Raw genomic sequence first — 22,479 nt, forward strand, 5'->3', positions numbered from 1 at the left:
GGTTATTCTCCTTCTATTGAGGGGGCGGCGAGGGGCGCCGCCTGGCGGCCGCGCAGATGGTTCAGCGCCAGCCCGAAGCCGATGATGCCGGCAATGATAATAAAGTCTTTCAGGCTGCTGGCGATCAAAATCGTCCACAGCACGTACAGGCAGCACAGCAGCGCCACCACCACCGGCAGCGGCCACAGCGGCATCAGGTACGGGTGGTGGAAGTGGCGGCGACGGCGGCTGATCAGCGCCGCCACCGCCATGATGATGTACACCAGCAGCAGCAGGATCACGGTGAACGAGGTCAGCGATTCGAGATCGGAGCAAAACGCCAGCAGCGCCGAGGGCACGCCGAACAGCAGGGTAGCGATCCAGGGGGTGCCGAAGCGCGGGTGGATGATTTTCAGCGCCCGGTTAAACGTCGGCAGCCAGAAACCGTCGCGCCCGCTGGCAAACATCATGCGGCTGAACTGCGCCACGATGGCGATGATGGCGTTGAACACCGACAGATAAATCGCGCCGCTTACCACCCGCGCCAGCGTCGGGCCGCCGAGCTCGGTGACCACATAGCCGACCGGATCGGCCTGTTTGGCCATTTCCGTCAGCGACGGCGAGCCGAGCAGCAGGGCGGTGAACGGCACCAGTTCCACCAGCACCACGATGACCAGCGTCAGCATGATCGCGACCGCCATCGGCCTGCCCTGTTCGCGCATGTCTTCCGCCATGTACACCGCCGCGCCGTAGCCGTTGTAGGAGAACAGCGCGACCCCGACCATGGCGACGATCAGCGGCAGCGATACCGGCGCCAGGCTACCTTGCGCGTCCAGCATCACCGGCGCGGTGAGGATCTCCGTGCTCTGATGCGGGTGGCTGAAGCCGAGCCAGGCGATCAGCGCCAGCACCGCCACTTCCACCACCAGAAAGGCGCCGGTCAGCAGGGCGTTGGCCTTGATGTTGAAAATGGCGCAGATGCCGCCGACCAGCACGGTGAGCATGCCGGCGGTCGAGGCGTCGAACTGGGTGCCCAGCGCGGTGTTCAGGTAGGGCACCGCGCCGGTCGCCAGCACCGCCGGCACGAACAGCGAGGCGCTGAGGATAAACAGGTAGGTCTGCAACCCGCACAGGGTGCCGAACAGGCGCTTGATGATGCTGTACTCACCGCCGGCGCTGGGGTGTGCGGCGCCGAGCTCGGCATAGCACAGCGCGATGGCGGCGGCGACGCAGGCGGCGATCAGAAACGACAGAAAGGCGCCGCTGCCGGCGCTGGCGATCGCCAGCGGCGCGATGACGAAGATGGAGCTGGCCGGCGTCACGCCGGACGCGGTGATCATCACCACGTCGAGGACGCTGAGATTGCCTTTGAAGGTGTGTTCAGGGGCGGACTCTTTCATTGGGAACTACTCCATTAACGCTTGGGTGAATTGTTGTTGTCGCCAGAAGGGCGACTCTGTTGTCCTGCGTAAAGATGAAATGGAGCGCGTGGAAATACCGGGGAAGCGAACTTCCCCGGAAGGGACTTTTCGTTATGCTGGGATTACCCCTGTCCCGACGGGAAGCTGAAGCTGGCGCGCCGGGCATCGCCGGAGGCCGGCCAGCGCTGGGTCACGGTCTTGCGTTTGGTGTAGAACCTGACCGCGTCCGGGCCGTAGGCGTGCAGATCGCCGAACAGCGAGCGTTTCCAGCCGCCGAACGAGTGGTAGGCCACCGGCACTGGCAGCGCCACGTTGATCCCCACCATGCCGACCTGAATGCGGCTGGAGAAGTAGCGCGCCGCTTCGCCGTCGCGGGTGAACAGGCAGGTGCCGTTGCCGTATTCGTGGGCGTCGATCAAGGCCATCGCCTCCGGCAGCGACGCCGCGCGCACCACGCCGAGCACCGGGCCGAAGATCTCCTCCTGATAGATGCGCATGCCGGGCGTCACGCGATCGAACAGCGTCGGGCCGAGGAAATACCCCTGGCTGGGGCGGCCGTCGGCGCCGATCACGCTCAGTTCGCGGCCGTCCACCAGCAGCTCGGCGCCTTCGGCCACGCCCTGATCGATATAGCCTTTGACCTTCTGATAATGCTGTTGGGTCACCAGCGGCCCCATGTCGTTGCGGTTGTCGCTGCCGGGGCCGACGCGCATGGCGGCCATCTGTTTCCGTAGCCCGGCGATCAGCGCTTCAGCGGTGCCGTCGCCCACCGCCACTACCAGCGGGATGGCCATGCAACGCTGGCCGCAGGAGCCGAAGGCGGCGCCCATCAGCGCGCCGACCGCGCCGGGGATATCGGCGTCCGGCAGCACCACCGCGTGGTTCTTGGCGCCGCCCAACGCCTGCACCCGTTTGTTCTGCGCGCAGCCGGTGTGATAGATGTGTTCCGCCACCGGCGTCGAACCGACGAAGCTTATCGCTTTGACGCGCCCGTCATGCAGCAGCGTCTCCACCGCTTCGCGATCGCCGTTGACCACGTTGAGCACCCCCGGCGGCAGCCCGGCTTCCGCCGCCAGCCGTGCGATATACAGCGCGGCGGAAGGCACGCGCTCGGAAGGCTTCAGCACGAAGGTGTTGCCGCACGCCACCGCCATCGGCCACATCCACAGCGGCACCATCGCCGGGAAGTTGAACGGCGTGATGCCCGCCACCACCCCCAGCGGTTGAAACTCGCTCCAGCTGTCGATGCCCGGGCCGGCCTCTTTGCTGTGTTCGCCCTTCAGCAGCTCCGGCACATAGCCGGCATATTCGATATTCTCGATGCCGCGCTGCAGTTCGCCCAGGGCGTCGCTGAGCACCTTGCCGTGCTCGGCGGTGATCAGTTGGCAGATGGCGTCGGCGTGCTGCTCCAGCAGATCCTTGAGCTTCATCATGATGCGCGCGCGCTTCAGCGGCGGGGTGTCGCGCCAGGCGGGATAGGCCTGTTCGGCGGCGGCAATGGCGCGCTCCACCGTGGCGCGGTCGGCCAGCTGCACCTCCTGCGCCGATTGGCCGGTGGCCGGGTCGTAAACCGGCTGGCTGCGTTCGCCGCCGGCGGCGGGCTCGCCGTTGATCCAATGGGTAATGGTCATGGTTCTCTCCTTATTCGGTGGCGTTGAGGGCGTCGCCCACGGCGTTGATCAGCGCATCGATCTGCGCTTCGCTGCTGATGAACGGCGGCGCCAGCTGCAGGGTGTCGCCGCCGTAGCGCACGTAAAACCCGCTTTCCCAGCAGCGCATCGCCGCCTCGAAGGGGCGCCGCGCCGGTTCGCCGGGCCGTGCCGCCAGCGTAATGCCGGCCGCCAGGCCGATGTTGCGAATGTCGGCGACGTGTTTGGCTCCCTGCAGGCTGTGCACCGCGCGCTCGAAGTAGGGCGCCAGCGCCTGTACGCGCTCCACCATCTGTTCGCGCTGCAGGATGTCCAGCGTCGCCAGCGCGACCGCGCAGCTGACCGGGTGGGCGGAGTAGGTGTAGCCGTGCGGGAATTCGAGCTGGTAGTCCGGCTCGCCGCCGTTCATGAAGGTGTGGTAGATCTCCGGCCGCACCACCACCGCGCCCATCGGCTGCGCGCCGTTGGTCACCTGTTTGGCGATGTTCATGATGTCCGGTGTGACGCCGAACGCCTCGGCGCCGGTCATCGCGCCGCAGCGGCCGAAGGCGGTGATCACTTCGTCGAAGATCAGCAGGATGTCATGCTGGGTACAGATCTCGCGCAGGCGCTGCAGGTAGCCGACCGGCGGCACGATCACCCCGGCGGAGCCGGAGAAGGGTTCGACGATCACCGCAGCGATCGTTGAGGCGTCGCGCAGCGCGATGATGCGGTTGAGCTCTTCCGCCAGCTCTGCCCCCTGTTGCGGCATGCCGCGCGAAAAGGCGTTGCCGGCCAGCAGGGTGTGCGGCAGGTGGTCCGCCTCGGCGCCGGCGCCGAACGTCTTGCGGTTGCCGGCGATGCCGCCGACCGAGATACCGCCGAAGTTAACGCCGTGATAGCCCTTTTCCCGGCCGATAAAGCAGGTTTTGGCCGCCTGGCCTTTGGCGCGCCAGTAAGCGCGCGCCATTTTCAGCGAGGTGTCCGCCGCTTCCGATCCGGAGCCGGTGAAGAACACGTAATCCAACCCTGCCGGCGTCAGTGTCTTGATCTTGTTGGCCAGTTCGAACGACAGCGGGTGGCCGAATTGAAACGCCGGCGAGTAATCCAGCGTCGCCAGCTGGCGCTGGGCGGCGTCGGTGATTTCCTGCCGGCCGTGCCCCAATCCGCAACACCATAATCCGGACAGGCCGTCGAAAATCTTTCTGCCGTCATGGCTGGTGTAATACGCCCCCGCGGCTTGAGTAATGATGCGCGGCTGCGCTTTAAAATTACGGTTACCGGTAAAAGGCATCCAATGGGCCTCTAACCCTTCGGCATCGAGACTATTTAGCGGGTGATTTTCAGCGGCCATGTTTTCCTCCGAACAGGAAAATAAGAGCGATTAATGAAATAAACCGAGTTGTTAACGAATTGTTGTGCGAAATTGACTATGTACCGCTTGTTCTCTACTGTGAATAATCATATGTCGAAACTTACTTAAGGTTTTATGCAAGTAAAAAAGCGCGCGCTGTTAGGGCAATTGTCGGATATGGATCTGCGTTTGCTGCGGGTATTCAAGGCCGTGGTCGACTGCGGCGGCATGAGCGCCGCCGAACTTGAGCTGAACATCAGCCTGTCGACCATCAGCAAGCACATCAAGGATCTGGAACAGCGGCTGGGTCTGACGCTGTGCCAGCGCGGGCGCGAGGGCTTTGCAGTCACTGATGAGGGGCTGTTGATCTACCAGGAAACCGTCAACCTGCTGGCGGCCACCGAGGCGTTCCGGCGCGGGGTTGACGAGGTGCACCAGCGCATGGGCGGGCAACTGCACGTGGCGATCTTCGACCACACGGTCAGCAATCCGCAGGCGCAGATCGGCCGGGCCATCGCGTTATTCAGCGAGCGTGCGCCGGAGGTTTCTTTGCAAATGTACGTGGAGCCGATTAATACCATTGAACGCGGCGTCATTGACGGACAATTTCAGGTTGGCGTTATTCCCATGCATCGCAGCGCGGAAAGTTTATCTTATCATTCGTTATTCAGTGAGAGGATGTTCTTATATTGCGGCGCGCAGCATGAATTATTTTCTGCCCCCCATGAAACGTTAAATTGGGACCTGCTGCACAATTATGCCTTCGCCGGATTAGGCTACCATTCGCCGAATATGGAACTGAGCCTGCAGCAACATTTGCATCGCAAGGCGACGGGGTTCGCGCAGGAGTCGATCGCCACGCTGATCCTGTCCGGCAAATACGTCGGCTTTTTGCCGGATCACTACGCGGCGTTTTTCGTGGCGCAGAACCTGATGCGGGCGATCAAACCGGCGCTGTTCCGCTATCACTGCGAATACTCCAGCGTGCTGCGCCGCTCGCCGGTGCCGCAGCGGGTGGTGAAGCTGTTCCATGAGTGCCTGCTGGCGGCCCACGGAACAGCGTGACGCTTACTGCTCTTTCTTCTTGCCGAAGATTCTGATCAGCGCGCCGACCAGGATGCCGACCGCGATGCCGGCGAAGATCCAGCCGATGATGCCCATTTCCTTACTCCTGCTAGTGCGTTGATCTGATTATACCCGTCATACTTGAAACTGCATCTGTGTTGGCTGCGAGTGCGTACGCCAGTCACTTACTTGAGTAAGCTCCTGGCGAGCCACCTCTTGCCGCCGGGATGCAGCTCCAACTATTTAGGGTAGAAATAATCATTCGACGCGAAACGCCTCTTCGATCATCCGTTGCCGCTGCGCCGGCGCATAGTCGATCCAGGAATTCTTGCTGTTGGATTTCTCCCGCGCCACCGCCAGTTCCTGGCCGGAAATCGGCAAATCGTCCTGCCAGAACGGCGCGATGGCGTGGCGGGTGATGAAATCGGTCAGGTAGCTCTCCGGGCTGCCCTGCCAGTGCGGGTACAGGCGCGCGGCCAGCTCGGCCATCAGCGCGCGTTGCTGCGGCTGTTCGCTGCTTTCCAGCAGGGCAAGGAACGGCAGCAGCAGGCGGCCGCAGACCTGGCCGTGGTGGTAGTCGCGCAGCGCGCCGATCTCGCCGGCGATGCCGTGGATCACCCCCAGCCCGGCGGCGCTCAGCGTCAGCCCCCCAAGGTACGAAGCTTGCATAATCGCTTCGCGCGCCGCGTCGCTGCGGTTGAGCGCCGGCCAGGCCGCAAGGAAGTGGCGGATGCCGCTCAGCGACATGTCGCGCGTCATGGCGCCGGCGGTTTTCGACAGATAGGCCTCGAACAGGTGGGTGAAGGCGTCGATGGCGCAGTAGGCCAGCACCTTGTCCGGCGCGCCGGCCAGCAGCTGCGGATCGAGAATGGCGGTGTGCGGCACGAAGTTATTGTGGCGCAGCGAGGCTTTCACTTTGCTGACCTGGGTGTCGGTGATCACTGCGTTCTGCGTCACCTCGCTGCCGGTGCCGGCGGTGGTGGGAATGGCGATCAGCGGCAGGGTGGCGCCGCTGATTTTGCTGTCGCCCACCTTTTCCATATAGCGCAGCGTCGGCAGCGGATGCTCCACCAGCGCGGAGAACGCCTTGGCGGCATCCAGCACGCTGCCGCCGCCGATGGCCACCACGCGCCGCGCCTGGCCGCGCCAGCGCGCCACCCAGGCGTCTATTTCCTGCGGCGACGCCTCGTGGCTGACGATCTCGGTGCCGATGAGCAGCGGCGTCAGCGATTCGCGCAGGCCGGCGTACACCGGGCCGTTGAGAAAAGATCGGCAGCTGAACAGCAGCGTCGGCTGCGGATCAGCAAGCAGCAGCGGCGGCAGTTGCTGGATGCTGCCGTGGCCGAACCAGGTTTGGCGGTTGGCGATGATGTGGCTGACGGACATGAGGTCTCCTTGACGGCGTTGCAGGGCACGATGCCACAGCATAAGCCAGCGGGCGCGGAGCAGCCACCGCTTTCCCCGCTGCGGCAACTTGTGAGTTGTTTAACATGTAAACGATCGTGTTCTTGCATTTCGGCGCGCCGGATGCTTTTTTTAACAGTACTGGCCGCCATACGGCCAACCCCATCCGAAATCGGTAGATTGTTAATGTATTAATAATGGCGAGGCGGGTATGGATATTCAGGTTGAACGCTTGTCTGCGGTGATCGATGCGGTGGCCAGCCCGCGCTTTTATCCCAGCCTGTTGAATTGGCTGGAAGGGTTTTTCGCCTTCGACAACGCTATCGTCTATGCCTTCGAACGCGGCCGGCCGCCGCGCTGCCTGATCAAAACCGAGCGGGAAAACAGCGATGCGGTTAACCAGATCTACCAACAGGGCGCCTATCTACAGGATCCGTTTTACCGTGCGCTGAACGACGGCGGCGAAGGCGAGGTGCTCACGCTGCGCCAGCTGGCGCCCTGCGGGTTTTATCACAGCGACTATTACCGTAATTTTTATCGCAAGACCGGCTGGCACGATGAGGCCGGCGTGCTGCTGCAGCTGACGCCGGAGCGCGGGCTGGGGGTGTTCTTCGGCTCGGCGTGCCGCACGGTGGCAGTGCGCTACCCGCAGCGGGCGGATCTGCGCAGCGCGCTGACGCTGGTGAAAAGCGTGGCGCGGCTGCACGGCGAAGTGGTGGCGGCGCCGGCCGAGGCCGATACGGGGAACGACGATGGCGCGCAAGCGCGTTATCTGCTGACGCCGCGCGAGCGCGAGATTGTCGATTTGATCCTCGCCGGCTGCGGTTCGCAGCAGATTGCCGACCGGCTGTTCATCAGCCTCGGCACGGTAAAAAATCACCGCAAGAACATCTACGGCAAGCTGAACATCGGCTCGCAGGCCGAACTGTTCAGCCTGTTGCTGACCGCCCCACAGCGCCGCAGCGCGTGAATGTTAATTTTTTGTAGCGAATGTCCCTAAGGGGACATAGCGGCACGGCTGCCGGCTCCCGATAATCCGATGTCATGGCATAGGCAATCGGGAGTGCGGCAGTGAACAACGAAATCGAGTCCTTAACCTACTACGCGGCGACCAAAAAATACGATCTGCGCTTTCCGACGCTGGAAGAGGATCTGGACGTTGACGTGGTGATCATCGGCGGCGGCTTCTCCGGCATCAACACCGCGCTGGAGCTGGCGGAGAAGGGCATCACCAACATCGCCATTCTCGAAGGCCGCTATCTGGGCTACGGCGGTACCGGGCGCAACGGCGGCCAAGTGATGGCCGGCATCGGCCACGATCTGGAGAAGATCAAGCGCCACGTCGGCCCGGCCGGGCTGGAAACCATCTTCAAAATCAGCAACCTCGGCGCCGGCATTATCCGCGAGCGCATCAAGAAATATGACATCGACGCCGACTTCTGCTTCGGCTACGGCTATCTTGGCAGCAACGCGCGCCAGGAGAAGACCCTGCGCGGCTGGCTGAAGGAGTTCAGGGCAGTAGCGCCGCAGGAGGAGATTGAGCTCTACACCGGGGCGGAGGTGAAGCAGGTGGTGGGCTCCGACGCTTACACCTGCGCGCTGAAACACATGGGCGGCGGCCACGTGCATTCGCTCAACCTGCTGCTGGGCGAGGCCAAGGCGCTGAGCGGCTACGGGGTGAAAATCTTCGAGAACAGCAGCGTGCTCAACGTGGAGTATGGCCCGCGCATCACGGTGCGCACCGCCATGGGCTCGGTGCGCGCCAACAAGATGCTGTGGGCCTGCAACGGCTTCCTCAACGGCATGGAGCCGCAGATCTACCGCAAGACCATCAATACCTACGCCTTCCAGCTGGCCACCGAGCCGCTGTCTGACGATCTGATCCGCCAGATCAGCCCGATCCGCGGCGCCTACAGCGACATCCGCCCGGTGATCGACTATTACCGGGTGACCAACGAAAACCGGCTGCTGTTCGGCAGCGCCACCCGCCTGATCGAATATTTCCCGTCGGATCTCAAGGCCTGGAACCGCAACCTGATGCTGAAGGTGTTCCCGTACCTGAAAGACGTGAAGATCGATCTGGCCTGGGGCGGCCCGCTGTGCTGCAGCGCCAACCTGTTCCCGCAGATTGGCACGCTGCCGGATCGCGACAACGTGTTTTACGTGCAGGGCTACTCCGGCTTCGGCGTGACGCCGAGCCACATCGTGTGCAAGGTGCTGGCGGAGGGCATGAGCGAAGGATCCGATCGTTACGATCTGATGAGCTCGATCCCGCACGTCAACATCTTCGGCAAGGACAAGCTGCGGCGGGTGATGACCACCGCCGGTAAGGTTTGGCACCAGACATCCGGCTACTGGAAAGGCCGCCGTTAACCCTCAGAGGAGAATGACATGAAACCGTTACTGCTTAAACAACCGCTGCCGGAACTGCTGGAGATCGGCAGCGTCAGCAACCTGGGCGCCACGGTGATCGCCGGCACGCCGACCGTCGGCGTGGCCAGCATCTTCGGCGAACCAACCGATAACCTGAACTGCGGCGTGTTCAGCTGCACCCGCGGCAGCTTCGTGATGGAGTATCCGTTTGCCGAGCACGCCACGGTGTGGGAAGGCAGCGCGACCCTGACCAACGAACGCACCGGCGAATCGATGCAGTATCAGGCCGGCGATTCCTGGTTCGTCGAGAAGGGCACCCCGGTGCGCTGGGACATCACCTCGGATCGCTTCGTCAAACACTACCTCGCCATCGTCGAAGGCTGACGTCGTCATGCCCCCTCAGCATGCTGAATGCCGAGGGGGAGCACCTTAGCCTAACGCCCGCGCAATAAAATCGGTCACCCGCTTGAGGATCTGATCCTTATTGGTTTCGTTAAAGCTCTCGTGCCGCCCGCCCGCATTGATCATCCGTTCGAAATCGTTGCCGCGCAGACGATCGAGCGCGGTTTGCGTTTCGCTCATCAGCACCAGCCGATCGTCGTCGCCGTGGATCCACAGCGTGGGCAGTGCGCCGAAGCCCGGCCCGGCGTTGATGGCGGCGAGGATCCGCTGCATGGCGCGCAGGGTGGGGCGCTTGAACGGCCCGTGCCACACCAGCGGATCTTCCTGATACGCCGCGCCAACCGCCGGATCGCGCGCCAGGGTGGCGGTATCCAGCGGCGCGTCGGGGATCGCCGGCAGTTCGGCCAGGTCGGAGATCGCCGTTCTGTCGCCGAGCAGCGGGCCGGACAACACCAATGCGTGCACTTCCTCGCCGTAGCGCTGCACGTAGCGGGTGGCGATCATGCCGCCCATCGAGTGGCCGATCACCACCAGCGGCAAGGTGGGGTATTGCTGCCGAAAATGGCTGACTACGCGCTGCACGTCGTCGACCACGGCGTCATAATCCTCGATCAGCACGCGTTCGCCCTGCGACAGGCCGTGGCCGAGATGGTCGGGGCCGAACACCCGCGCGCCCTGCGCCTGCAGCGTGCGCGCCACGTATTGGTAACGGCCGAGATGCTCGCCGTAGCCGTGTATCAGCAGCGCCAGATAGCGCGGCTGGTCGTTTCCCCAGTCGTGCACGGCAATGTCGCCGTGACGGCCTTTGATAAAGCTGACGGTTTGTTCGGGCATGTTATTGTTCTCATGGTGGGTAGGGTTGCCCTTCAGCGTAGCGGCTGGCAGCGAGGTTGTCAGGGGCGCCGGGTGCGGCGCCCGCAGAGAGGAGGTTACAAACCGAACTGGCGCGCCAGCGCATCGAGCGCTTCGCGCTGGAAGCGGTTGAAGGCGTCGCGCGGCTGCTGTTGCTGGATAAACGCCAGCAGCGGATCCTGCACTTCAGTGCGCACGCCGCTCAGCTGTTCCATCACCGCCAGCCCGCAGAACGGCACGTAGGATTCGGCGTAGCCGCCTTCGTGCACCATCACCAGCTTTCCGCTGCACAGCCGGTCGGCGGCGTCCTGCACCAGCGCAGTCATGGCGCGGAAGCTGTCGCTGTGTAACTGCATGCGTGCCAGCGGATCGAGGGCGTTGGCGTCGTAGCCGCAGGCGACGATGATCAGCTCCGGCTCGAATTTTTCCAGCGCCGGGATGATGATGCGCCGCATGGCGTGCAGGTAGCCGTCGTCGCCGGCGCCGGCCAGCATCGGCACGTTAACGTTGCAGCCCGCCCCGTCACCTTCACCGCGATCCTGCTCGCCGGAATAGCCCGCCGGGAAGCAGCCGTCCTGATGCAGCGACAGCGTCAGCACGTCGCCGCGTTGCCAATAGATGTGCTGGGTGCCGTTGCCGTGGTGCACGTCCCAGTCGAGCACCGCCACCTTGCCGAGGCCATGGCGGGCCTTGGCGCGCTCGATGGCGATGGGAATATTGGCAAGGAAGCAGAAGCCCATCGATTGATCCGGCAGGCAGTGGTGGCCCGGCGGGCGCGACAGCGCATAGGCGTTATCCAGTTCGCCCTGCAGCACCGCCTCCACCGCCGCACAGGCCAGCCCGGCGGAGAGTTTGGCGATTTCATAGCTGCCCGGCCCCAGCGGCGCTTCCTCCCCCAGCAGGCCGCCGCCGCTGTCGCTCACCTGTTTGAAGCGCTGCAGGTAGTGGGCGGGGTGAATGCGCAGCAGGTCTTCTTCCGTCGCCGGTTCGGCGCTCAGCAGGGTGAGCTGGCGCGACAGGCCGGATACGTCCATCAGGTTCTTCATGCGCCGTTTGGTTTCCGGCGACTCGGCATGGCCGGCGCCCGAGGGCGGTTGCACCCAGCCGCCGACCGGCAAGGTGGTGGCGTGCAGGCCGGTGCTGTGCCAGAAACAGCGTTCATCAAACAAGAAACCGGTTGTTCTTTTCACCTTTCTCCTCCTGTTATACGGCGCGGTGCGCGCGGTGAAGCCAGCGAAATCAACAGCAGCGACAGCAGCGCGCAGCCCAGCGCGCCGAACAGCAAGGCGTTGAAACCGCCGAAAGATTCGATAAGAGAGCCGGCCAGCGTCGGGCCGATGGCCATGCCGCCGCCGATCACCAGGTTGATGCCGTTCATCAGCTTGCCGTCGTTATCCAACCCGGCGACCCGCGCCAGAATGAACGGCAGCACGAAGGTCCAGGTGAATTTGAACAGCAGGGCCGCCAGGGCGAAGCGCAGCAGCAGGGGCTGGCCCGTCAGCAGCGCCACGCTGGCCAGCAGCAGGGCGTACCCCAGTACGATCAGGCGTCCGCCGCCGAAGCGCGCCCCGATCAACGCCGCGGCCCCCGCGCCGACGATGCCGAGCAAGGTGGCGACGGCCAGCACCTGGCCGCTGTGGGCTGGCGACAGCCCGGCGCCGGCGGCGATGCCGCCGATAAAAGTCCAGACCGCGCTCAGGCTGATGTAAAAGGTCAGTACCGCCAGCACGGCGCACAGCTTGCGCGCCAGCGAGGCGGCGGGGCCGCTGCGGGCGGAGCGGGCGGCGGTGAAACCGTTGGGGAACGCCGGGATGAGTGGCAGGCAGCACAGCATGATGGCCGCCAGAATCAGGTAGACCGCCATCAGGCCGAAATGCGCGAACAGCGGCGGCAGCACCAGCAGCCCGACCGCGCCCAGCACCAGCTGGCCAAGCACCCAGAAGGCATAGACCCGGCTGGGGTTGGCGGTGCCGGCGGCGCAGGTGATGCACAGGATCATCAGAGTGCCACCCGCCAGCGAGGCGATAAAGCGCAGCGGCAGCAGCAGGGTAAAATCTTGCACCAGTGCCGAAACCAGGTTACCGACGATAAACACCAGCGCCGACAGCGTCGCGACCCGCCGCCAGTTGATGCGCCCGATCCACCACCACGCCGGCAGCGTGGCCAGGCTCATGGCGCCGAGTTCGGTGGAGAACAGGTGGCCGATCTGCGCCGGGCCGAGCTGCCACTGCGCGGCGAGCTGGGCGGCCACGGCGGGGGCGGTCATCAGAATGCCCGGCGCGATGGCGGCGAAGACGATAATGGCGGTCAGCAGCCGCGGCGGGCAGGGGAGCGCCGCGCCGACGGCGGGCGCGGAAACCGAATCACTGGACATAAACCTTATTCCCCAAGCGTTAAGTGACGATGAAATAACCCGCCTGGCCCGATTGCGGGCAAGGGGAGGCCGCGCCATAAATGGCGAATACGTTCTGGCGTTATTTTCCGGCCGCCGGCAGCGGCGGCCGTGATCAGGCGTTAACCGTGGGCGAGAAAGCCGCCGGCGACCAGTTCGGTGCGGTTCACCACGTCGGTTTTGGCGAAAATATTGCGCATATGGGTTTTCACCGTGGACAGCGAAATGCCCAGCTTCAGGGCGATGCGCTTATTGCTGGCGCCTTCGCGCACCAGGTTGACAATCTCTTGCTCTTTGGCGGTCAGCAACTGTGCCTCGCTGTCGGGCAACAGATCGCGCGTCGCCAGCTCGATCAGCGGCAGCACCGCGCGCAGGCGGCCGCGCTCCACTTCAGTGAACGGCGTATCGCGGATCAGCGATACCCCGGCGACGATGCGCTTGCGCTGGCGGATGAAGATCTCCGTCATGTCGCGCATGTCGTTCGGCAGCATAAAGTCGTGGTAATAGCGGCGGTTGCCGGCGATCGCCGCCGGGCTCATGCCGACCATGGTGATGTCCTGGCGATGGAAATTGGCCGGCTGCAGCGGATCTATCTGCTGGAAGTGGTTCAGGTACTGCTGATGCGTTTTATCGGGCATGCCGTGCAGGATGTAGTGATCCGGCCGCAGGTCGCGATCGACCAGATAAAACACCCCGGCAGACACCGGGATCAGGTGCGTAATGGTCGCCAAACAACTGTTGATAAAGGCATCGGATGCGGTGCTGTGCATGATTCGTGTTCCTCCCTTTATCATTCAATCTGGAGAAGGTTGCCGGTCAATATATGAACGATACAAGCATAGTTGTAGCAATTTGGCAACACAATAAAAACATATTAACAACGTGAGGCCGATTGCAATAAAACACATAAATAACAAGATGACACTGCGTTAATCAGGGCTTTTCATGGCGGATTTTCCGCGATTTTCATTAATAGGTTAATGAAATAATTCACCACTTTTCCCGCTGAATTTACAGCGCTTTTCAGTGCTTGCCCGGACGAAGCCCTCGCCACCCTGCGCGTGCTACAACCGGCACGAGTGGAGCCGTTCCTCGTTCTTAAGAACGATAGCCAGGCTTTTCCGCCGCTTCCTACACTGCGAATTGAAGATAGCGCCAGGCGGCGCCAAACGTATAAGACGAAAAAATGATGACCTTTCTCGGGCTGAGGCGTCGGGTTGTTCAGTCCGCATGACCATACGGGGAACGAACGATGCAGAAAAAAACGTTGGCGGTGGCGTTGAGCGGCGCCTTATCGGGCCTGGCGCAGGGGGCGGACGCCGATCGCCCCAATGTGCTGATCATTCTGGTGGACGACATGGGCTACTCCGACATCAGCCCGTTCGGCGGCGAGATACCGACGCCCAACCTGCAGGCGCTGGCCGAACGGGGCGTGCGCATGAGCCAGTACTATACCTCGCCGATGTCGGCGCCGGCGCGGTCGATGCTGATGACCGGCAACACCAACCAGCAGGCCGGCATGGGTGGCATGTGGTGGTATGAGAGCACCGCCGCGCAGCCGGGCTATGAAATGCGGCTGACCGACCGCGTGACCACATTGCCGGAGCGTTTTCGCGACGCGGGTTACGCCACCATGATGGCGGGCAAATGGCACCTGGGCTATGTCGACGGCGCCAAACCGACCGATCGCGGCTTCGAGCGCGCCTTCGCCTTTATGGGGGGCGGCACCAGCCATTTCGACGATGCGAAACCGCTGGGCACCGTGGAGGCGTTCCATACCTTCTACACCCTGAACGGCAAACGCGTGCCGTTGCCCAAAGATTTCTATTCCAGCAAGGCCTATGCCGATCAGCTGGAACAGTGGATCCGCGAGACGCCGCAGAGCAAGCCCGTCTTCGCCTATCTGGCGTTTACCGCGCCGCACGATCCGCTGCAGGCGCCGGATGACTGGATCGCCAAATTCGACGGCAAATACGACGCCGGTTACCAGCAGGCCTATCAGCGGCGCATTCAGCGCCTGAAGGCGCTGGGGCTGATCTCCGATCGCACGCCGATGCCGACGCTGGCGCTGGATAAGGCCTGGAATGCGCTGACGCCCGAGCAGCAAAAATATGAAGCCAAGACCATGCAGGTGTACGCGGCGATGATCGCTTACATGGACGATCAGGTCGGCGCGGTGCTGAACACCCTGAAGCAGACCGGCCGCGACCAAAATACGGTGATCGTGTTCGCCACCGACAACGGCGCCAACCCCGCCAGCGGCTTCTACTACGGCTCGAAGCCGGAGTATTGGCGGCAGTTCGACAACAGCTACGCCAACCTCGGCCGCAAGGGATCGTTCATCTCCTACGGGCCGCACTGGGCCAACGTCAGCAATGCGCCGTACGCCAACTACCACAAAACCACCAGCGCGCAGGGCGGCATTAATACCGATTTCATCATCTCCGCGCCACGGCTGAAAGGGCGCGGTGGCATCGACCGCACGCCGATGGCGGTGTATGACATCGCGCCGACGTTGTATGACTATGCCGGCATCGACGCCAACAAATCGCTGAAGGCCAAACCGACGCTGCCGATGGTCGGCGTCAGCTTCAAGCGCTATTTCAGCGGCGAGGCCGACGGTGTGCCGCGCGCGACCTACGGCGTGGAGCTGCATAACCAGGCCGCCTATGTGGACGGTATCTGGAAGCTGCGGCGGTTGGTGAAGGCCGGGCCGACGGCGCAGATGGCGCCGTGGGGGCTGTTCAACCTGCATGACGATCCGCTGGAAACGCGCGATCTGGCCGCCGCCAACCCGGATCAAGTCAAACGGCTGAGCGAGGCGTATCGCCGTTTTGCGCAGCAGGGCATGGTCATTGAAGCCAAAGGCGCCGCGATCGACTACCTCGGCGTAGACGCCAGCACCGGCGACTACATCGGCCTGGATCCGCTGACCCACAAACCGTTGCCGCAGGCGGCGCCATGAACTTGGCCCAGCTGCGGGCGCAGCAGATCCCGGTAGAGAGCGAACCGCGCGCGGCGGCGCCTTTTCATTTGCTGGTGAAGCCGATCGGCGCCGGCTGCAACCTGGGCTGCCGCTACTGCTACTATCCGCAGCGCCAGCCAGAGCGGACGCGCAAGATGGACGACGACCTGCTGGCGGAATTTATTCGCGGCTATATCGCCGCCCAGCCGCGTTACAGCCGCGAGATCAACTTCGTCTGGCAGGGCGGTGAGCCGTTGCTGGCGGGGATTGGTTTTTACAAGCGGGCGCTGGCGTTGCAACGCCGCTACGCGCCGCCGGGCGTGCGGATCAGCAACAGCCTGCAGACTAACGGTACCCTGCTGAACGACGCCTGGTGCCGGCTGTTCCGGCAGCATCACTTTATCCTCGGCGTCAGCCTGGACGGCGACCGCGAGGTGCAGGATGCCCACCGGCCGGACAAGCGCGGCGGCGCCAGCTATGACGCGGCGCTGCGCGGCATTGCGCTGTTGCAGCGCCATCAGATCGACTTCAACCTGCTGATGGTGGTGCACGACGGCGTCGCGGATCGCGCCGAGGCGATCTACGATCATGCGGTGGCGATCGGGGCGCGCTATTTGCAGTTCCAGCCGCTGATGCTGGAAGGGGATGCGCCCACCGCCGGCTATGGGCTGAGCGCCGCCAACTGGGGGCGCTTCATGCTGGCGGTATACCGCCGCTGGCGCAGCCGCGGGCACGTCGGCCAGGTCTTCGTGATGAACATCGAGCAGGTCTATGCGCAGTATTTCACCCACGTCAGCCCCAGCTGCGTACACGCCGAACGCTGCGGCGGCAATCTGGTGATGGAGCCGGACGGGCGGCTTTACGCCTGCGATCATCTGATCAACGCGCAGCACCTGCTCGGCCATGCCGATCGCCACACGCCGCTCGCCACCCTGGCGGCAAGGGCGGCGGAGATGCCGTTCGGTAAAAACAAGAGCCTGCGCCGCGAGTGCCAACGCTGCAGCGTGAAAAGCGTCTGCCAGGGCGGCTGCCCGGCGCACGTGGGCGAAGATCGCTACAACCGGCTTTGCGCCGGCTATTACGCCTTCTTTTCCGCGCTGCTGGCGCCGCTGCGCGCCTACCCGCGCAGCCCGCAGGGGGCGAGGCAGTGGCGCGCCGCCGTGAGCGCCGCCGCAGGTTGAAAGCGTCTCGTCCTTAAGGACGATAGTCAGCATTTTCCTTTCCTCTCTATAGTGAGATTACCGCCGCTGGCGGCGAAAAACCTGCAAGCACCTGCATGCATCAGGCCAAAACTATAAGAGGAAACAACCATGAACCTGTCGTCGCGGTTGCACGCCCACCTGGCTCGAGGCAAGGTCGGCTTTCCCACCACCCTGGCCAGTTCGGTCGGGGTGATCATGGCCAGCCCGGTGATCCTGACGGTCACCAGCGGCTTCGGCATCGGCGGCGACACCTTCGCGCTGGCGATGCTGATCGCCTTCATCATGATGCAGGCGCAGCTCACCACCTTCTCCGAAGCGGCGGCGCTGCTGCCGACCTCCGGTTCGGTCTACGACTACATCTCCTGCGGCATGGGGCGCTTTTTCGCCATCACCGGCGCGCTGTCGGCCTACCTGATCGTGCACATCTTCGCCGGCACCGCCGAGACCATTCTCTCCGGCATCATGGCGCTGGTGAACTTCGAACACCTCAACACCCTGATGGAAAGCCACAACGCCTCCTGGATGGTCGGCGTCGGGCTGGTAATCGTGTTCGGCCTGCTCAACGCGTTCGGCATCGAGGCCTTCGGCAAGGCGGAGATCGTGCTGACCTTCGCCATGTGGAGCACGCTGGTGATTTTCGGCATCGTCGGGCTGCTGTCGCCGCATGCGGTGCCGCTCGAGGGCTGGTTCGGCAGCACGCTGAGCCTGAACGATCCCTTCGCGGTGTTCAGCCTGATCGGCATGGCGATGTTCATGTTCGTCGGCTGTGAGCTGGTGACGCCGATGGCGCCTGAGATCAAGCGCTGCGATCGGGTGATCCCGCGCGCGATGGCGCTGGGGCTGTGCGGCGTGGCGGTGTGCATGGCGCTGTATGGCGCGGCGCTCAGCCACCAGGTGGAAAACGTGGTGATCGACGCCGCCAGCGGCACGCGCCTGCTGGAAACGCCGATGGCCATCCCGGCGTTCGCCGGCCAGGTGATGGGCCAGTTCGGCAAATACTGGCTCGGCGTCGGCCTGCTGTTGGCGGGCGCTGCGACCATCAACACGCTGATGGCGGCGGTGCCGCGCATTCTGTATGGCATGGCGCTGGACGGCGCGCTGCCGCGCATGTTCGCTTATCTGCACCCGCGCTTTAAAACGCCGGTGGTCGGCATTCTGGTGGCGGTGTTAATCCCCTGCGTACACGCCTTCGCCATTCAGGGCAACCTCGACAGGATCATTCCGCTGGTGCTGGCGGCGGTGTGCGCCTGGGGCGTGGCCTACCTGCTGGTGACCTGCTCGGTGGTGATCCTGCGCGTACGCCGCCCCGATCTGCCGCGCGCCTATAAATCGCCGTGGTTCCCGCTGCCGCAGATCGTTTCCAGCGTCGGCATCGTGCTGGCCATCGTTTACATCACGCCGCCGGGAATGAACCCGAGCGATATCTACATTCCCTTCGGCTGGATGATCGGCCTGACCGCCGCCTATGCGCTGTTCTGGACGCTGTGCGTGCAAAAAGTGAATCCGTTCAAGCCGGTGCCGGTCGAGCAGGTGCTGGAGAACGCGTTCGCCAAGGGTGAAAACGAGGAGGCGCAGTTTGATCGGCTTACTTCCCTCACTTAATCGCGCCTGGCGGCGAGCGCCGTCGGGCTATCGGCCGGGCGCCGCGCTGGATCGTCTGGCACGCAACCTGGAACCCTACGTGTGCGAACGCCTGGCACCGAGCCTGCTGCGGCTGACGCTGCCGCAGGGGCCACAGATCGAGATCGGCGAACAGGTGCAGGGGCTGTTTATGGCGCATATCGTCAGCCACCGCTTTCGGTTGCAGGGCGCGAGCGCGATGCAACTTCCGCTGACGCTGGACGTGGTGACCGGCGGCTGGCTGCGGCGGCGCGGGGTGCGTTATCTGCTGCGCCAGCGTCATGCGGCCGCGCAGCGGGTGCTGGACGGCCTGCAGCGCTACCCGCAGATCGGCGAGACGCTGGCGCAGCTGGATTTTCGCCGCGTGCGGCTGACGGTGAACAATGGGCGCTGGCAGGTGGAGATTGAGCATTTCGCCGCGTCGGAGGTGGTCAGCCGTTTGCCGGCCGGCCGCCGCTACCTGCGGCTGGATGCCGAACAGCGGCGGCTGCTGTTGAGCAGTCTGCTGATGATCGGCCAACTGATGGAGAAGCTGAATCATGAATAGAGTGGTTGTGATTACCGGCGGCGGCACCGGCGTCGGCGCTGCCTGCGCCCGTCTGCTGGCGGCGCAGGGCGATCGGGTGTTCATCATCGGCCGCCGCCCGGAACCGCTGGCGGCGCTGGCGCAAGAGATCGGCGCGCAGGCGCTGGTGGGCGATGCCGCCAGCGGCGAGAGCTGGAACCACACGTTGCTGCCGGCCATTCTGCGCGACGCCGGGCGCATCGACTGCCTGATCGGCAGCGCCGGCGGCATGGGCTTCAAGCGCATCACCGAGATGACCGATGCGCAGTGGCAAGGGGCGATGGACAGCAACCTCAACAGCGCTTTCGCCAGCGCGCGCGCCTGCCTGCCGGCGCTGATTAAAAGCGGCGGCAACCTGCTGTTCGTGGCCTCGATCGCCTCGCTGGCCGCCGGGCCGGAGGTCTGCGGTTACGTTACCGCCAAGCATGCGTTGATCGGGCTGATGCGTTCCATCGCCCGCGACTATGGCCCGCTGGGCGTGCGCGCCAACGCGGTGTGCCCCGGCTGGGTGACCACGCCGATGGCGGACGAAGAGATGCAACTGCTGATGGATGCCCATCAGATTTCGCTGGAGCAGGCTTACCAGATGGTCTGCCGCGACGTGCCGCTGCGCCGCCCGGCTAGCGCCGAGGAGATCGCCCGCGTCTGCCGTTTCCTCTGTTCCAGCGAGGCTTCAATCATTACCGGCGCGGCGCTGGTGGCCGACGGCGGCTCCACCATCGTCGATGTGCCGACCCTGGCTTTCACTTCCCTGTAAGGAGCATTTCCATGAGTTCAGAAGCGGTATTCATTCAGGTTGGCGCGCTGGCGGAAGGCTTTGCGCCGCACAGCAATACGCTGGAACGGCAGCACGGGCTGGCGGGCAGCACGCTGACGCTGCGCTTTAGCGACGGCGCGACGCAGCGCTGCCGGTTTACCGACGAGCAGACGCTGGAGTGGGGCGAACGGCGCGGCATTGCCTATCGCGCCACCAGCATTCGCCCCGGCGTGCTGTTCATCGATTTTCTCGATCCTGCCCGCGCCAACGCCAGCATTACGCTGGTGTGCGACCGCAATCAGGGCAACTTCACCGCGGTGTATGGCCAACTGCCGGACGAAGCGCAGGCGCGGCTCGACGCCTTCAGCCGGGTGGAGCAGGGGCTGCCGCTGACCGCGGTCGAGGCCGAATTCCGCTTCGGCACGCTGGACGACGCCGACGTGGCGCCACCGGGCTTTACCGATGAGCTGATCGGCATGCGCAATATGTACACCTACAGCCCGACCGAACGGTACGAGCACATCTACCTGAACGACAACTTCTACGCCTGGCAGTGTCTGGACGGGGTGGAGAAAGGGCTGGCGGATGTCGATCGCTGCCACTACGTGAAGGTGGCGGAGCAGCTTTATCTGTTCGTCTGGCGCGAGAAGATCATTCCGACGCTGGGCGTGGTGATGATCGATCTGCAGGGCATGCGTACCGACGGCAAGATCCTCGGCTATCAGGGCAGCGATTTCAGCGCGCTGAGCAACTTTGCGGTCGGCGCCCACGCACAGGTGCTGAACACCACGCGTCACCCGCGAGGATAGGGCGATGAGCGCAACCTATGCGGCTGACGCCTTCGCGGGGCAGGCGGTGCTGGTGACCGGTGGCGCTCAGGGCATTGGGCTGGCGATCGTCAGCGCTTTTGCCCGGCTGGGCGCCGAGGTAACGATCGCGGACGTGCAGCTGCCGCAGGCGCAGGTGGCGGCGCAGGTGCTGCGGGACGAAGGGCTGAGCGTGCAGGCGCTGGCTTGCGATCTGGCCGAACCTGGGCAGATCGCCGAGTTGGTGGCGATGGTGGGTGAACGGCATCAACGGCTGGACGTGGTGATTCACAACGCCGCTTACTTTCCGCTGACGCCGTTCGCCGCCATCGACGCGGCCCTGCTGCAACGCACGCTGAGCGTCAATCTGATGGCGCCGTTCTTTTTGGCGCAGGCGGCACTGCCGTGGATGCGCCGCCGGGGCGGCGGCTGCCTTCTGGTGACCTCGTCGGTGACCGGCCCGCGGGTAGCCTACCCGGGGCTGGCGCACTACGCCGCCTCCAAGGCCGGGGTGAACGGGTTTATTCGCGCGGCGGCGCTGGAATTGGCGGCGGAGAATATTCGCGTCAACGGCGTGGAGCCGGGGATGATCCGCACGCCGGCGATGGCCAACCTGGGCGACGCGCAGGTGAATCAGTCGATCGCCGCCTCGGTGCCGCTCGGGCGGCTGGGGGAACCGGAAGACATTGCCGCGGCGATGGTGTTTCTCGCCTCGCCGGCGGCGGCCTACATCACCGGACAGACGCTGGTGGTGGACGGCGGCGCGCTGCTGCCGGAAACGAATTCTCTGCTTACTTGACGCTGCAGCGTTGTTGGCTGCAGGCGCGCACCCCAGTCACTGACTTGAGTAAGCTCCTGGGGATTTACGCCTTGGCCGCCTCGCTGCAACGCCAATTAATTTGAGAATTCCGGTTGGTTAAATCACTTCTTGGCGGGATGTGCGGTGACGTTGGCGGGCAGGCTGTCGCCCAGGGTGATCAGCTCGTCCAGCAGCGTCATCAGTTGGTCCATTTTCTGCCGCGAGAAAGCGGCTTCAATCTCGGCGTAGCCCTGTTCCACCTGATGGCGCGCCACTTCATACAGATCCTGGCCCTGCTGGGTCAGCGACACGTACAGCTTGCGCTGATCGTTAACCGGCTTAAGGCGGAAGATCAGCTTATCACGCTCCATGCGCGACAGAATGCCGGTCAGGCTGGGGCGCAGGATGCAGGTTTCCGCCGCCAGCTCGTGGAATTCGATCGAGCGGCTGTTGGCCAGCACGCGGATGATGCGCCACTGCTGTTCGGTCAAATTGTGGCTTTTCAGGATCGGGCGGAAGAACCCCATGGCGGTTTCACGCGCCTGCAGCAGGGCGATGGTTAACGATTCATGCATAAGTTTGGCCTTAGCTATCAAGGTGTTCGTTGTTACGGCGCTCGTTATGGGGGCGCCTGCCCCGCAAAGCCCGATTTTGTTAATAACTTAATAGTAGCCAAAGTTACCCGTAGGGATAAAGCAAAAATGCGTGGCGCAGCGAAAAATGGCGCAAAAAATGATTAATGCATTGAATAATCACGCTAATGTTCGTTATTTGTGAATATTTTGTTATCACGATCACAAATCACTCCAAGCGCGTTGCGTAAAAGCTGCACAGCGTATAAAAGTAATCATTAATATGTTAATGAATGCCGGTTGTCATGTTTTGCCATTGGAGG

The 22,479-nt window shown here is 63.6% G+C and carries 20 protein-coding genes; 11 read left to right on the top strand and 9 right to left on the bottom strand.

Annotated elements, in window-relative coordinates:
* Positions 1 to 2 precede the first annotated feature (2 nt).
* The 3 genes from C9411_RS06420 to C9411_RS06430 all read right to left on the bottom strand — a co-directional run bounded on the left by C9411_RS06420 (position 3) and on the right by C9411_RS06430 (position 4,382).
* Positions 3 to 1,379: an APC family permease gene (locus C9411_RS06420; protein ID WP_063991514.1), complete on the bottom strand. Its 1,377-nt coding sequence runs from the start codon at positions 1,377 to 1,379 to the stop codon at positions 3 to 5.
* Between the two features lie 143 nt (positions 1,380 to 1,522).
* The gene (locus tag C9411_RS06425; RefSeq protein WP_107226703.1) at positions 1,523 to 3,031 is read right to left on the bottom strand and encodes a CoA-acylating methylmalonate-semialdehyde dehydrogenase; all 1,509 of its coding nucleotides are present in this window, start codon (positions 3,029 to 3,031) and stop codon (positions 1,523 to 1,525) included.
* A gap of 10 nt (positions 3,032 to 3,041) precedes the next feature.
* Positions 3,042 to 4,382, bottom strand: coding sequence for an aspartate aminotransferase family protein (locus tag C9411_RS06430; RefSeq protein WP_107226704.1), 1,341 nt, complete (start codon positions 4,380 to 4,382; stop codon positions 3,042 to 3,044).
* Between the two features lie 135 nt (positions 4,383 to 4,517).
* Between C9411_RS06430 and C9411_RS06435 the strand changes: the two genes are divergently transcribed.
* On the top strand, positions 4,518 to 5,447 hold the full coding sequence (locus tag C9411_RS06435; RefSeq protein WP_107226705.1) for a LysR family transcriptional regulator: 930 nt from the start codon (positions 4,518 to 4,520) through the stop codon (positions 5,445 to 5,447).
* A 258-nt stretch (positions 5,448 to 5,705) separates the two neighbouring features.
* Here the strand turns inward: C9411_RS06435 and C9411_RS06440 are convergent, their stop codons facing one another.
* Positions 5,706 to 6,833 (bottom strand): iron-containing alcohol dehydrogenase, encoded by a 1,128-nt coding sequence (locus tag C9411_RS06440; protein ID WP_107226706.1) that lies wholly within the window; start codon positions 6,831 to 6,833, stop codon positions 5,706 to 5,708.
* Positions 6,834 to 7,062: 229 nt separating this feature from the next.
* Here C9411_RS06440 and C9411_RS06445 point away from each other — a divergent pair, with 229 nt between their 5' ends.
* The 3 genes from C9411_RS06445 to C9411_RS06455 all read left to right on the top strand — a co-directional run bounded on the left by C9411_RS06445 (position 7,063) and on the right by C9411_RS06455 (position 9,608).
* Complete coding sequence (locus tag C9411_RS06445) at positions 7,063 to 7,821, top strand: helix-turn-helix transcriptional regulator (protein WP_038878388.1); 759 nt, start codon at positions 7,063 to 7,065, stop codon at positions 7,819 to 7,821.
* 101 nt (positions 7,822 to 7,922) lie between these two features.
* On the top strand, positions 7,923 to 9,224 hold the full coding sequence (locus tag C9411_RS06450) for an FAD-binding oxidoreductase (RefSeq protein WP_043148190.1): 1,302 nt from the start codon (positions 7,923 to 7,925) through the stop codon (positions 9,222 to 9,224).
* A gap of 18 nt (positions 9,225 to 9,242) precedes the next feature.
* Positions 9,243 to 9,608: a cupin domain-containing protein gene (locus tag C9411_RS06455; RefSeq protein WP_103774085.1), complete on the top strand. Its 366-nt coding sequence runs from the start codon at positions 9,243 to 9,245 to the stop codon at positions 9,606 to 9,608.
* 45 nt (positions 9,609 to 9,653) lie between these two features.
* Here C9411_RS06455 and C9411_RS06460 read toward each other — a convergent pair whose 3' ends face one another.
* The 4 genes from C9411_RS06460 to C9411_RS06475 all read right to left on the bottom strand — a co-directional run bounded on the left by C9411_RS06460 (position 9,654) and on the right by C9411_RS06475 (position 13,640).
* On the bottom strand, positions 9,654 to 10,460 hold the full coding sequence (locus C9411_RS06460; protein ID WP_107226707.1) for an alpha/beta hydrolase: 807 nt from the start codon (positions 10,458 to 10,460) through the stop codon (positions 9,654 to 9,656).
* A gap of 95 nt (positions 10,461 to 10,555) precedes the next feature.
* Positions 10,556 to 11,668: a class II histone deacetylase gene (locus C9411_RS06465; protein WP_063991503.1), complete on the bottom strand. Its 1,113-nt coding sequence runs from the start codon at positions 11,666 to 11,668 to the stop codon at positions 10,556 to 10,558.
* On the bottom strand, positions 11,665 to 12,852 hold the full coding sequence (locus tag C9411_RS06470) for an MFS transporter (protein WP_107226708.1): 1,188 nt from the start codon (positions 12,850 to 12,852) through the stop codon (positions 11,665 to 11,667). The genes C9411_RS06465 and C9411_RS06470 overlap by 4 nt, the downstream gene beginning before the upstream one ends.
* Before the next feature lie 140 nt (positions 12,853 to 12,992).
* A complete protein-coding gene (locus C9411_RS06475; RefSeq protein WP_049294794.1) occupies positions 12,993 to 13,640 on the bottom strand; it encodes a LuxR family transcriptional regulator in 648 nt (215 codons plus the stop codon).
* 482 nt (positions 13,641 to 14,122) lie between these two features.
* On the opposite strand from C9411_RS06475, the gene C9411_RS06480 reads away from it, so the two are divergent.
* The 7 genes from C9411_RS06480 to C9411_RS06510 all read left to right on the top strand — a co-directional run bounded on the left by C9411_RS06480 (position 14,123) and on the right by C9411_RS06510 (position 21,584).
* Positions 14,123 to 15,835 (top strand): arylsulfatase, encoded by a 1,713-nt coding sequence (locus C9411_RS06480; protein ID WP_107226709.1) that lies wholly within the window; start codon positions 14,123 to 14,125, stop codon positions 15,833 to 15,835.
* On the top strand, positions 15,832 to 17,016 hold the full coding sequence (locus C9411_RS06485) for an anaerobic sulfatase maturase (RefSeq protein ID WP_063991500.1): 1,185 nt from the start codon (positions 15,832 to 15,834) through the stop codon (positions 17,014 to 17,016). Before C9411_RS06480 ends, C9411_RS06485 begins: the two co-directional genes overlap by 4 nt.
* Positions 17,017 to 17,145: 129 nt before the next feature.
* Positions 17,146 to 18,639 carry an APC family permease gene (locus C9411_RS06490; RefSeq protein WP_033648536.1) on the top strand — a complete coding sequence of 498 codons (1,494 nt, stop codon included), beginning with the start codon at positions 17,146 to 17,148 and terminating at the stop codon, positions 18,637 to 18,639.
* Complete coding sequence (locus tag C9411_RS06495; protein WP_107226710.1) at positions 18,614 to 19,204, top strand: DUF3156 family protein; 591 nt, start codon at positions 18,614 to 18,616, stop codon at positions 19,202 to 19,204. The genes C9411_RS06490 and C9411_RS06495 overlap by 26 nt, the downstream gene beginning before the upstream one ends.
* Complete coding sequence (locus C9411_RS06500; RefSeq protein ID WP_107226711.1) at positions 19,197 to 19,979, top strand: SDR family NAD(P)-dependent oxidoreductase; 783 nt, start codon at positions 19,197 to 19,199, stop codon at positions 19,977 to 19,979. Before C9411_RS06495 ends, C9411_RS06500 begins: the two co-directional genes overlap by 8 nt.
* Positions 19,980 to 19,990: 11 nt before the next feature.
* A complete protein-coding gene (locus C9411_RS06505; RefSeq protein ID WP_107226712.1) occupies positions 19,991 to 20,788 on the top strand; it encodes a molybdenum cofactor biosynthesis F family protein in 798 nt (265 codons plus the stop codon).
* Positions 20,789 to 20,792: 4 nt separating this feature from the next.
* Complete coding sequence (locus tag C9411_RS06510) at positions 20,793 to 21,584, top strand: SDR family oxidoreductase (RefSeq protein ID WP_107226713.1); 792 nt, start codon at positions 20,793 to 20,795, stop codon at positions 21,582 to 21,584.
* Between the two features lie 122 nt (positions 21,585 to 21,706).
* On the opposite strand, the gene hpaR is transcribed toward C9411_RS06510, so the two are convergent.
* A complete protein-coding gene (gene hpaR / locus C9411_RS06515; protein ID WP_015376534.1) occupies positions 21,707 to 22,159 on the bottom strand; it encodes a homoprotocatechuate degradation operon regulator HpaR in 453 nt (150 codons plus the stop codon).
* Positions 22,160 to 22,479: the final 320 nt, after the last annotated feature.

This window comes from Serratia sp. Nf2 (assembly GCF_003028435.1).
Classification (GTDB): domain Bacteria; phylum Pseudomonadota; class Gammaproteobacteria; order Enterobacterales; family Enterobacteriaceae; genus Serratia; species Serratia marcescens_L.

Excerpts from the sequence above, each read along its gene's own strand:
- C9411_RS06420 (WP_063991514.1), bottom strand. The coding sequence starts at position 1,379 with ATGAAAGAGTCCGCCCCTGAACACACCTTCAAAGGCAATCTCAGCGTC.
- C9411_RS06430 (WP_107226704.1), bottom strand. The coding sequence starts at position 4,382 with ATGGCCGCTGAAAATCACCCGCTAAATAGTCTCGATGCCGAAGGGTTA.
- C9411_RS06475 (WP_049294794.1), bottom strand. The coding sequence starts at position 13,640 with ATGCACAGCACCGCATCCGATGCCTTTATCAACAGTTGTTTGGCGACC.
- C9411_RS06480 (WP_107226709.1), top strand. The coding sequence starts at position 14,123 with ATGCAGAAAAAAACGTTGGCGGTGGCGTTGAGCGGCGCCTTATCGGGC.
- C9411_RS06485 (WP_063991500.1), top strand. The coding sequence starts at position 15,832 with ATGAACTTGGCCCAGCTGCGGGCGCAGCAGATCCCGGTAGAGAGCGAA.
- C9411_RS06435 (WP_107226705.1), top strand. The coding sequence starts at position 4,518 with ATGCAAGTAAAAAAGCGCGCGCTGTTAGGGCAATTGTCGGATATGGAT.
- C9411_RS06460 (WP_107226707.1), bottom strand. The coding sequence starts at position 10,460 with ATGCCCGAACAAACCGTCAGCTTTATCAAAGGCCGTCACGGCGACATT.
- C9411_RS06490 (WP_033648536.1), top strand. The coding sequence starts at position 17,146 with ATGAACCTGTCGTCGCGGTTGCACGCCCACCTGGCTCGAGGCAAGGTC.
- C9411_RS06445 (WP_038878388.1), top strand. The coding sequence starts at position 7,063 with ATGGATATTCAGGTTGAACGCTTGTCTGCGGTGATCGATGCGGTGGCC.
- C9411_RS06500 (WP_107226711.1), top strand. The coding sequence starts at position 19,197 with ATGAATAGAGTGGTTGTGATTACCGGCGGCGGCACCGGCGTCGGCGCT.
- C9411_RS06470 (WP_107226708.1), bottom strand. The coding sequence starts at position 12,852 with ATGTCCAGTGATTCGGTTTCCGCGCCCGCCGTCGGCGCGGCGCTCCCC.
- hpaR (WP_015376534.1), bottom strand. The coding sequence starts at position 22,159 with ATGCATGAATCGTTAACCATCGCCCTGCTGCAGGCGCGTGAAACCGCC.
- C9411_RS06510 (WP_107226713.1), top strand. The coding sequence starts at position 20,793 with ATGAGCGCAACCTATGCGGCTGACGCCTTCGCGGGGCAGGCGGTGCTG.
- C9411_RS06425 (WP_107226703.1), bottom strand. The coding sequence starts at position 3,031 with ATGACCATTACCCATTGGATCAACGGCGAGCCCGCCGCCGGCGGCGAA.
- C9411_RS06455 (WP_103774085.1), top strand. The coding sequence starts at position 9,243 with ATGAAACCGTTACTGCTTAAACAACCGCTGCCGGAACTGCTGGAGATC.
- C9411_RS06440 (WP_107226706.1), bottom strand. The coding sequence starts at position 6,833 with ATGTCCGTCAGCCACATCATCGCCAACCGCCAAACCTGGTTCGGCCAC.
- C9411_RS06505 (WP_107226712.1), top strand. The coding sequence starts at position 19,991 with ATGAGTTCAGAAGCGGTATTCATTCAGGTTGGCGCGCTGGCGGAAGGC.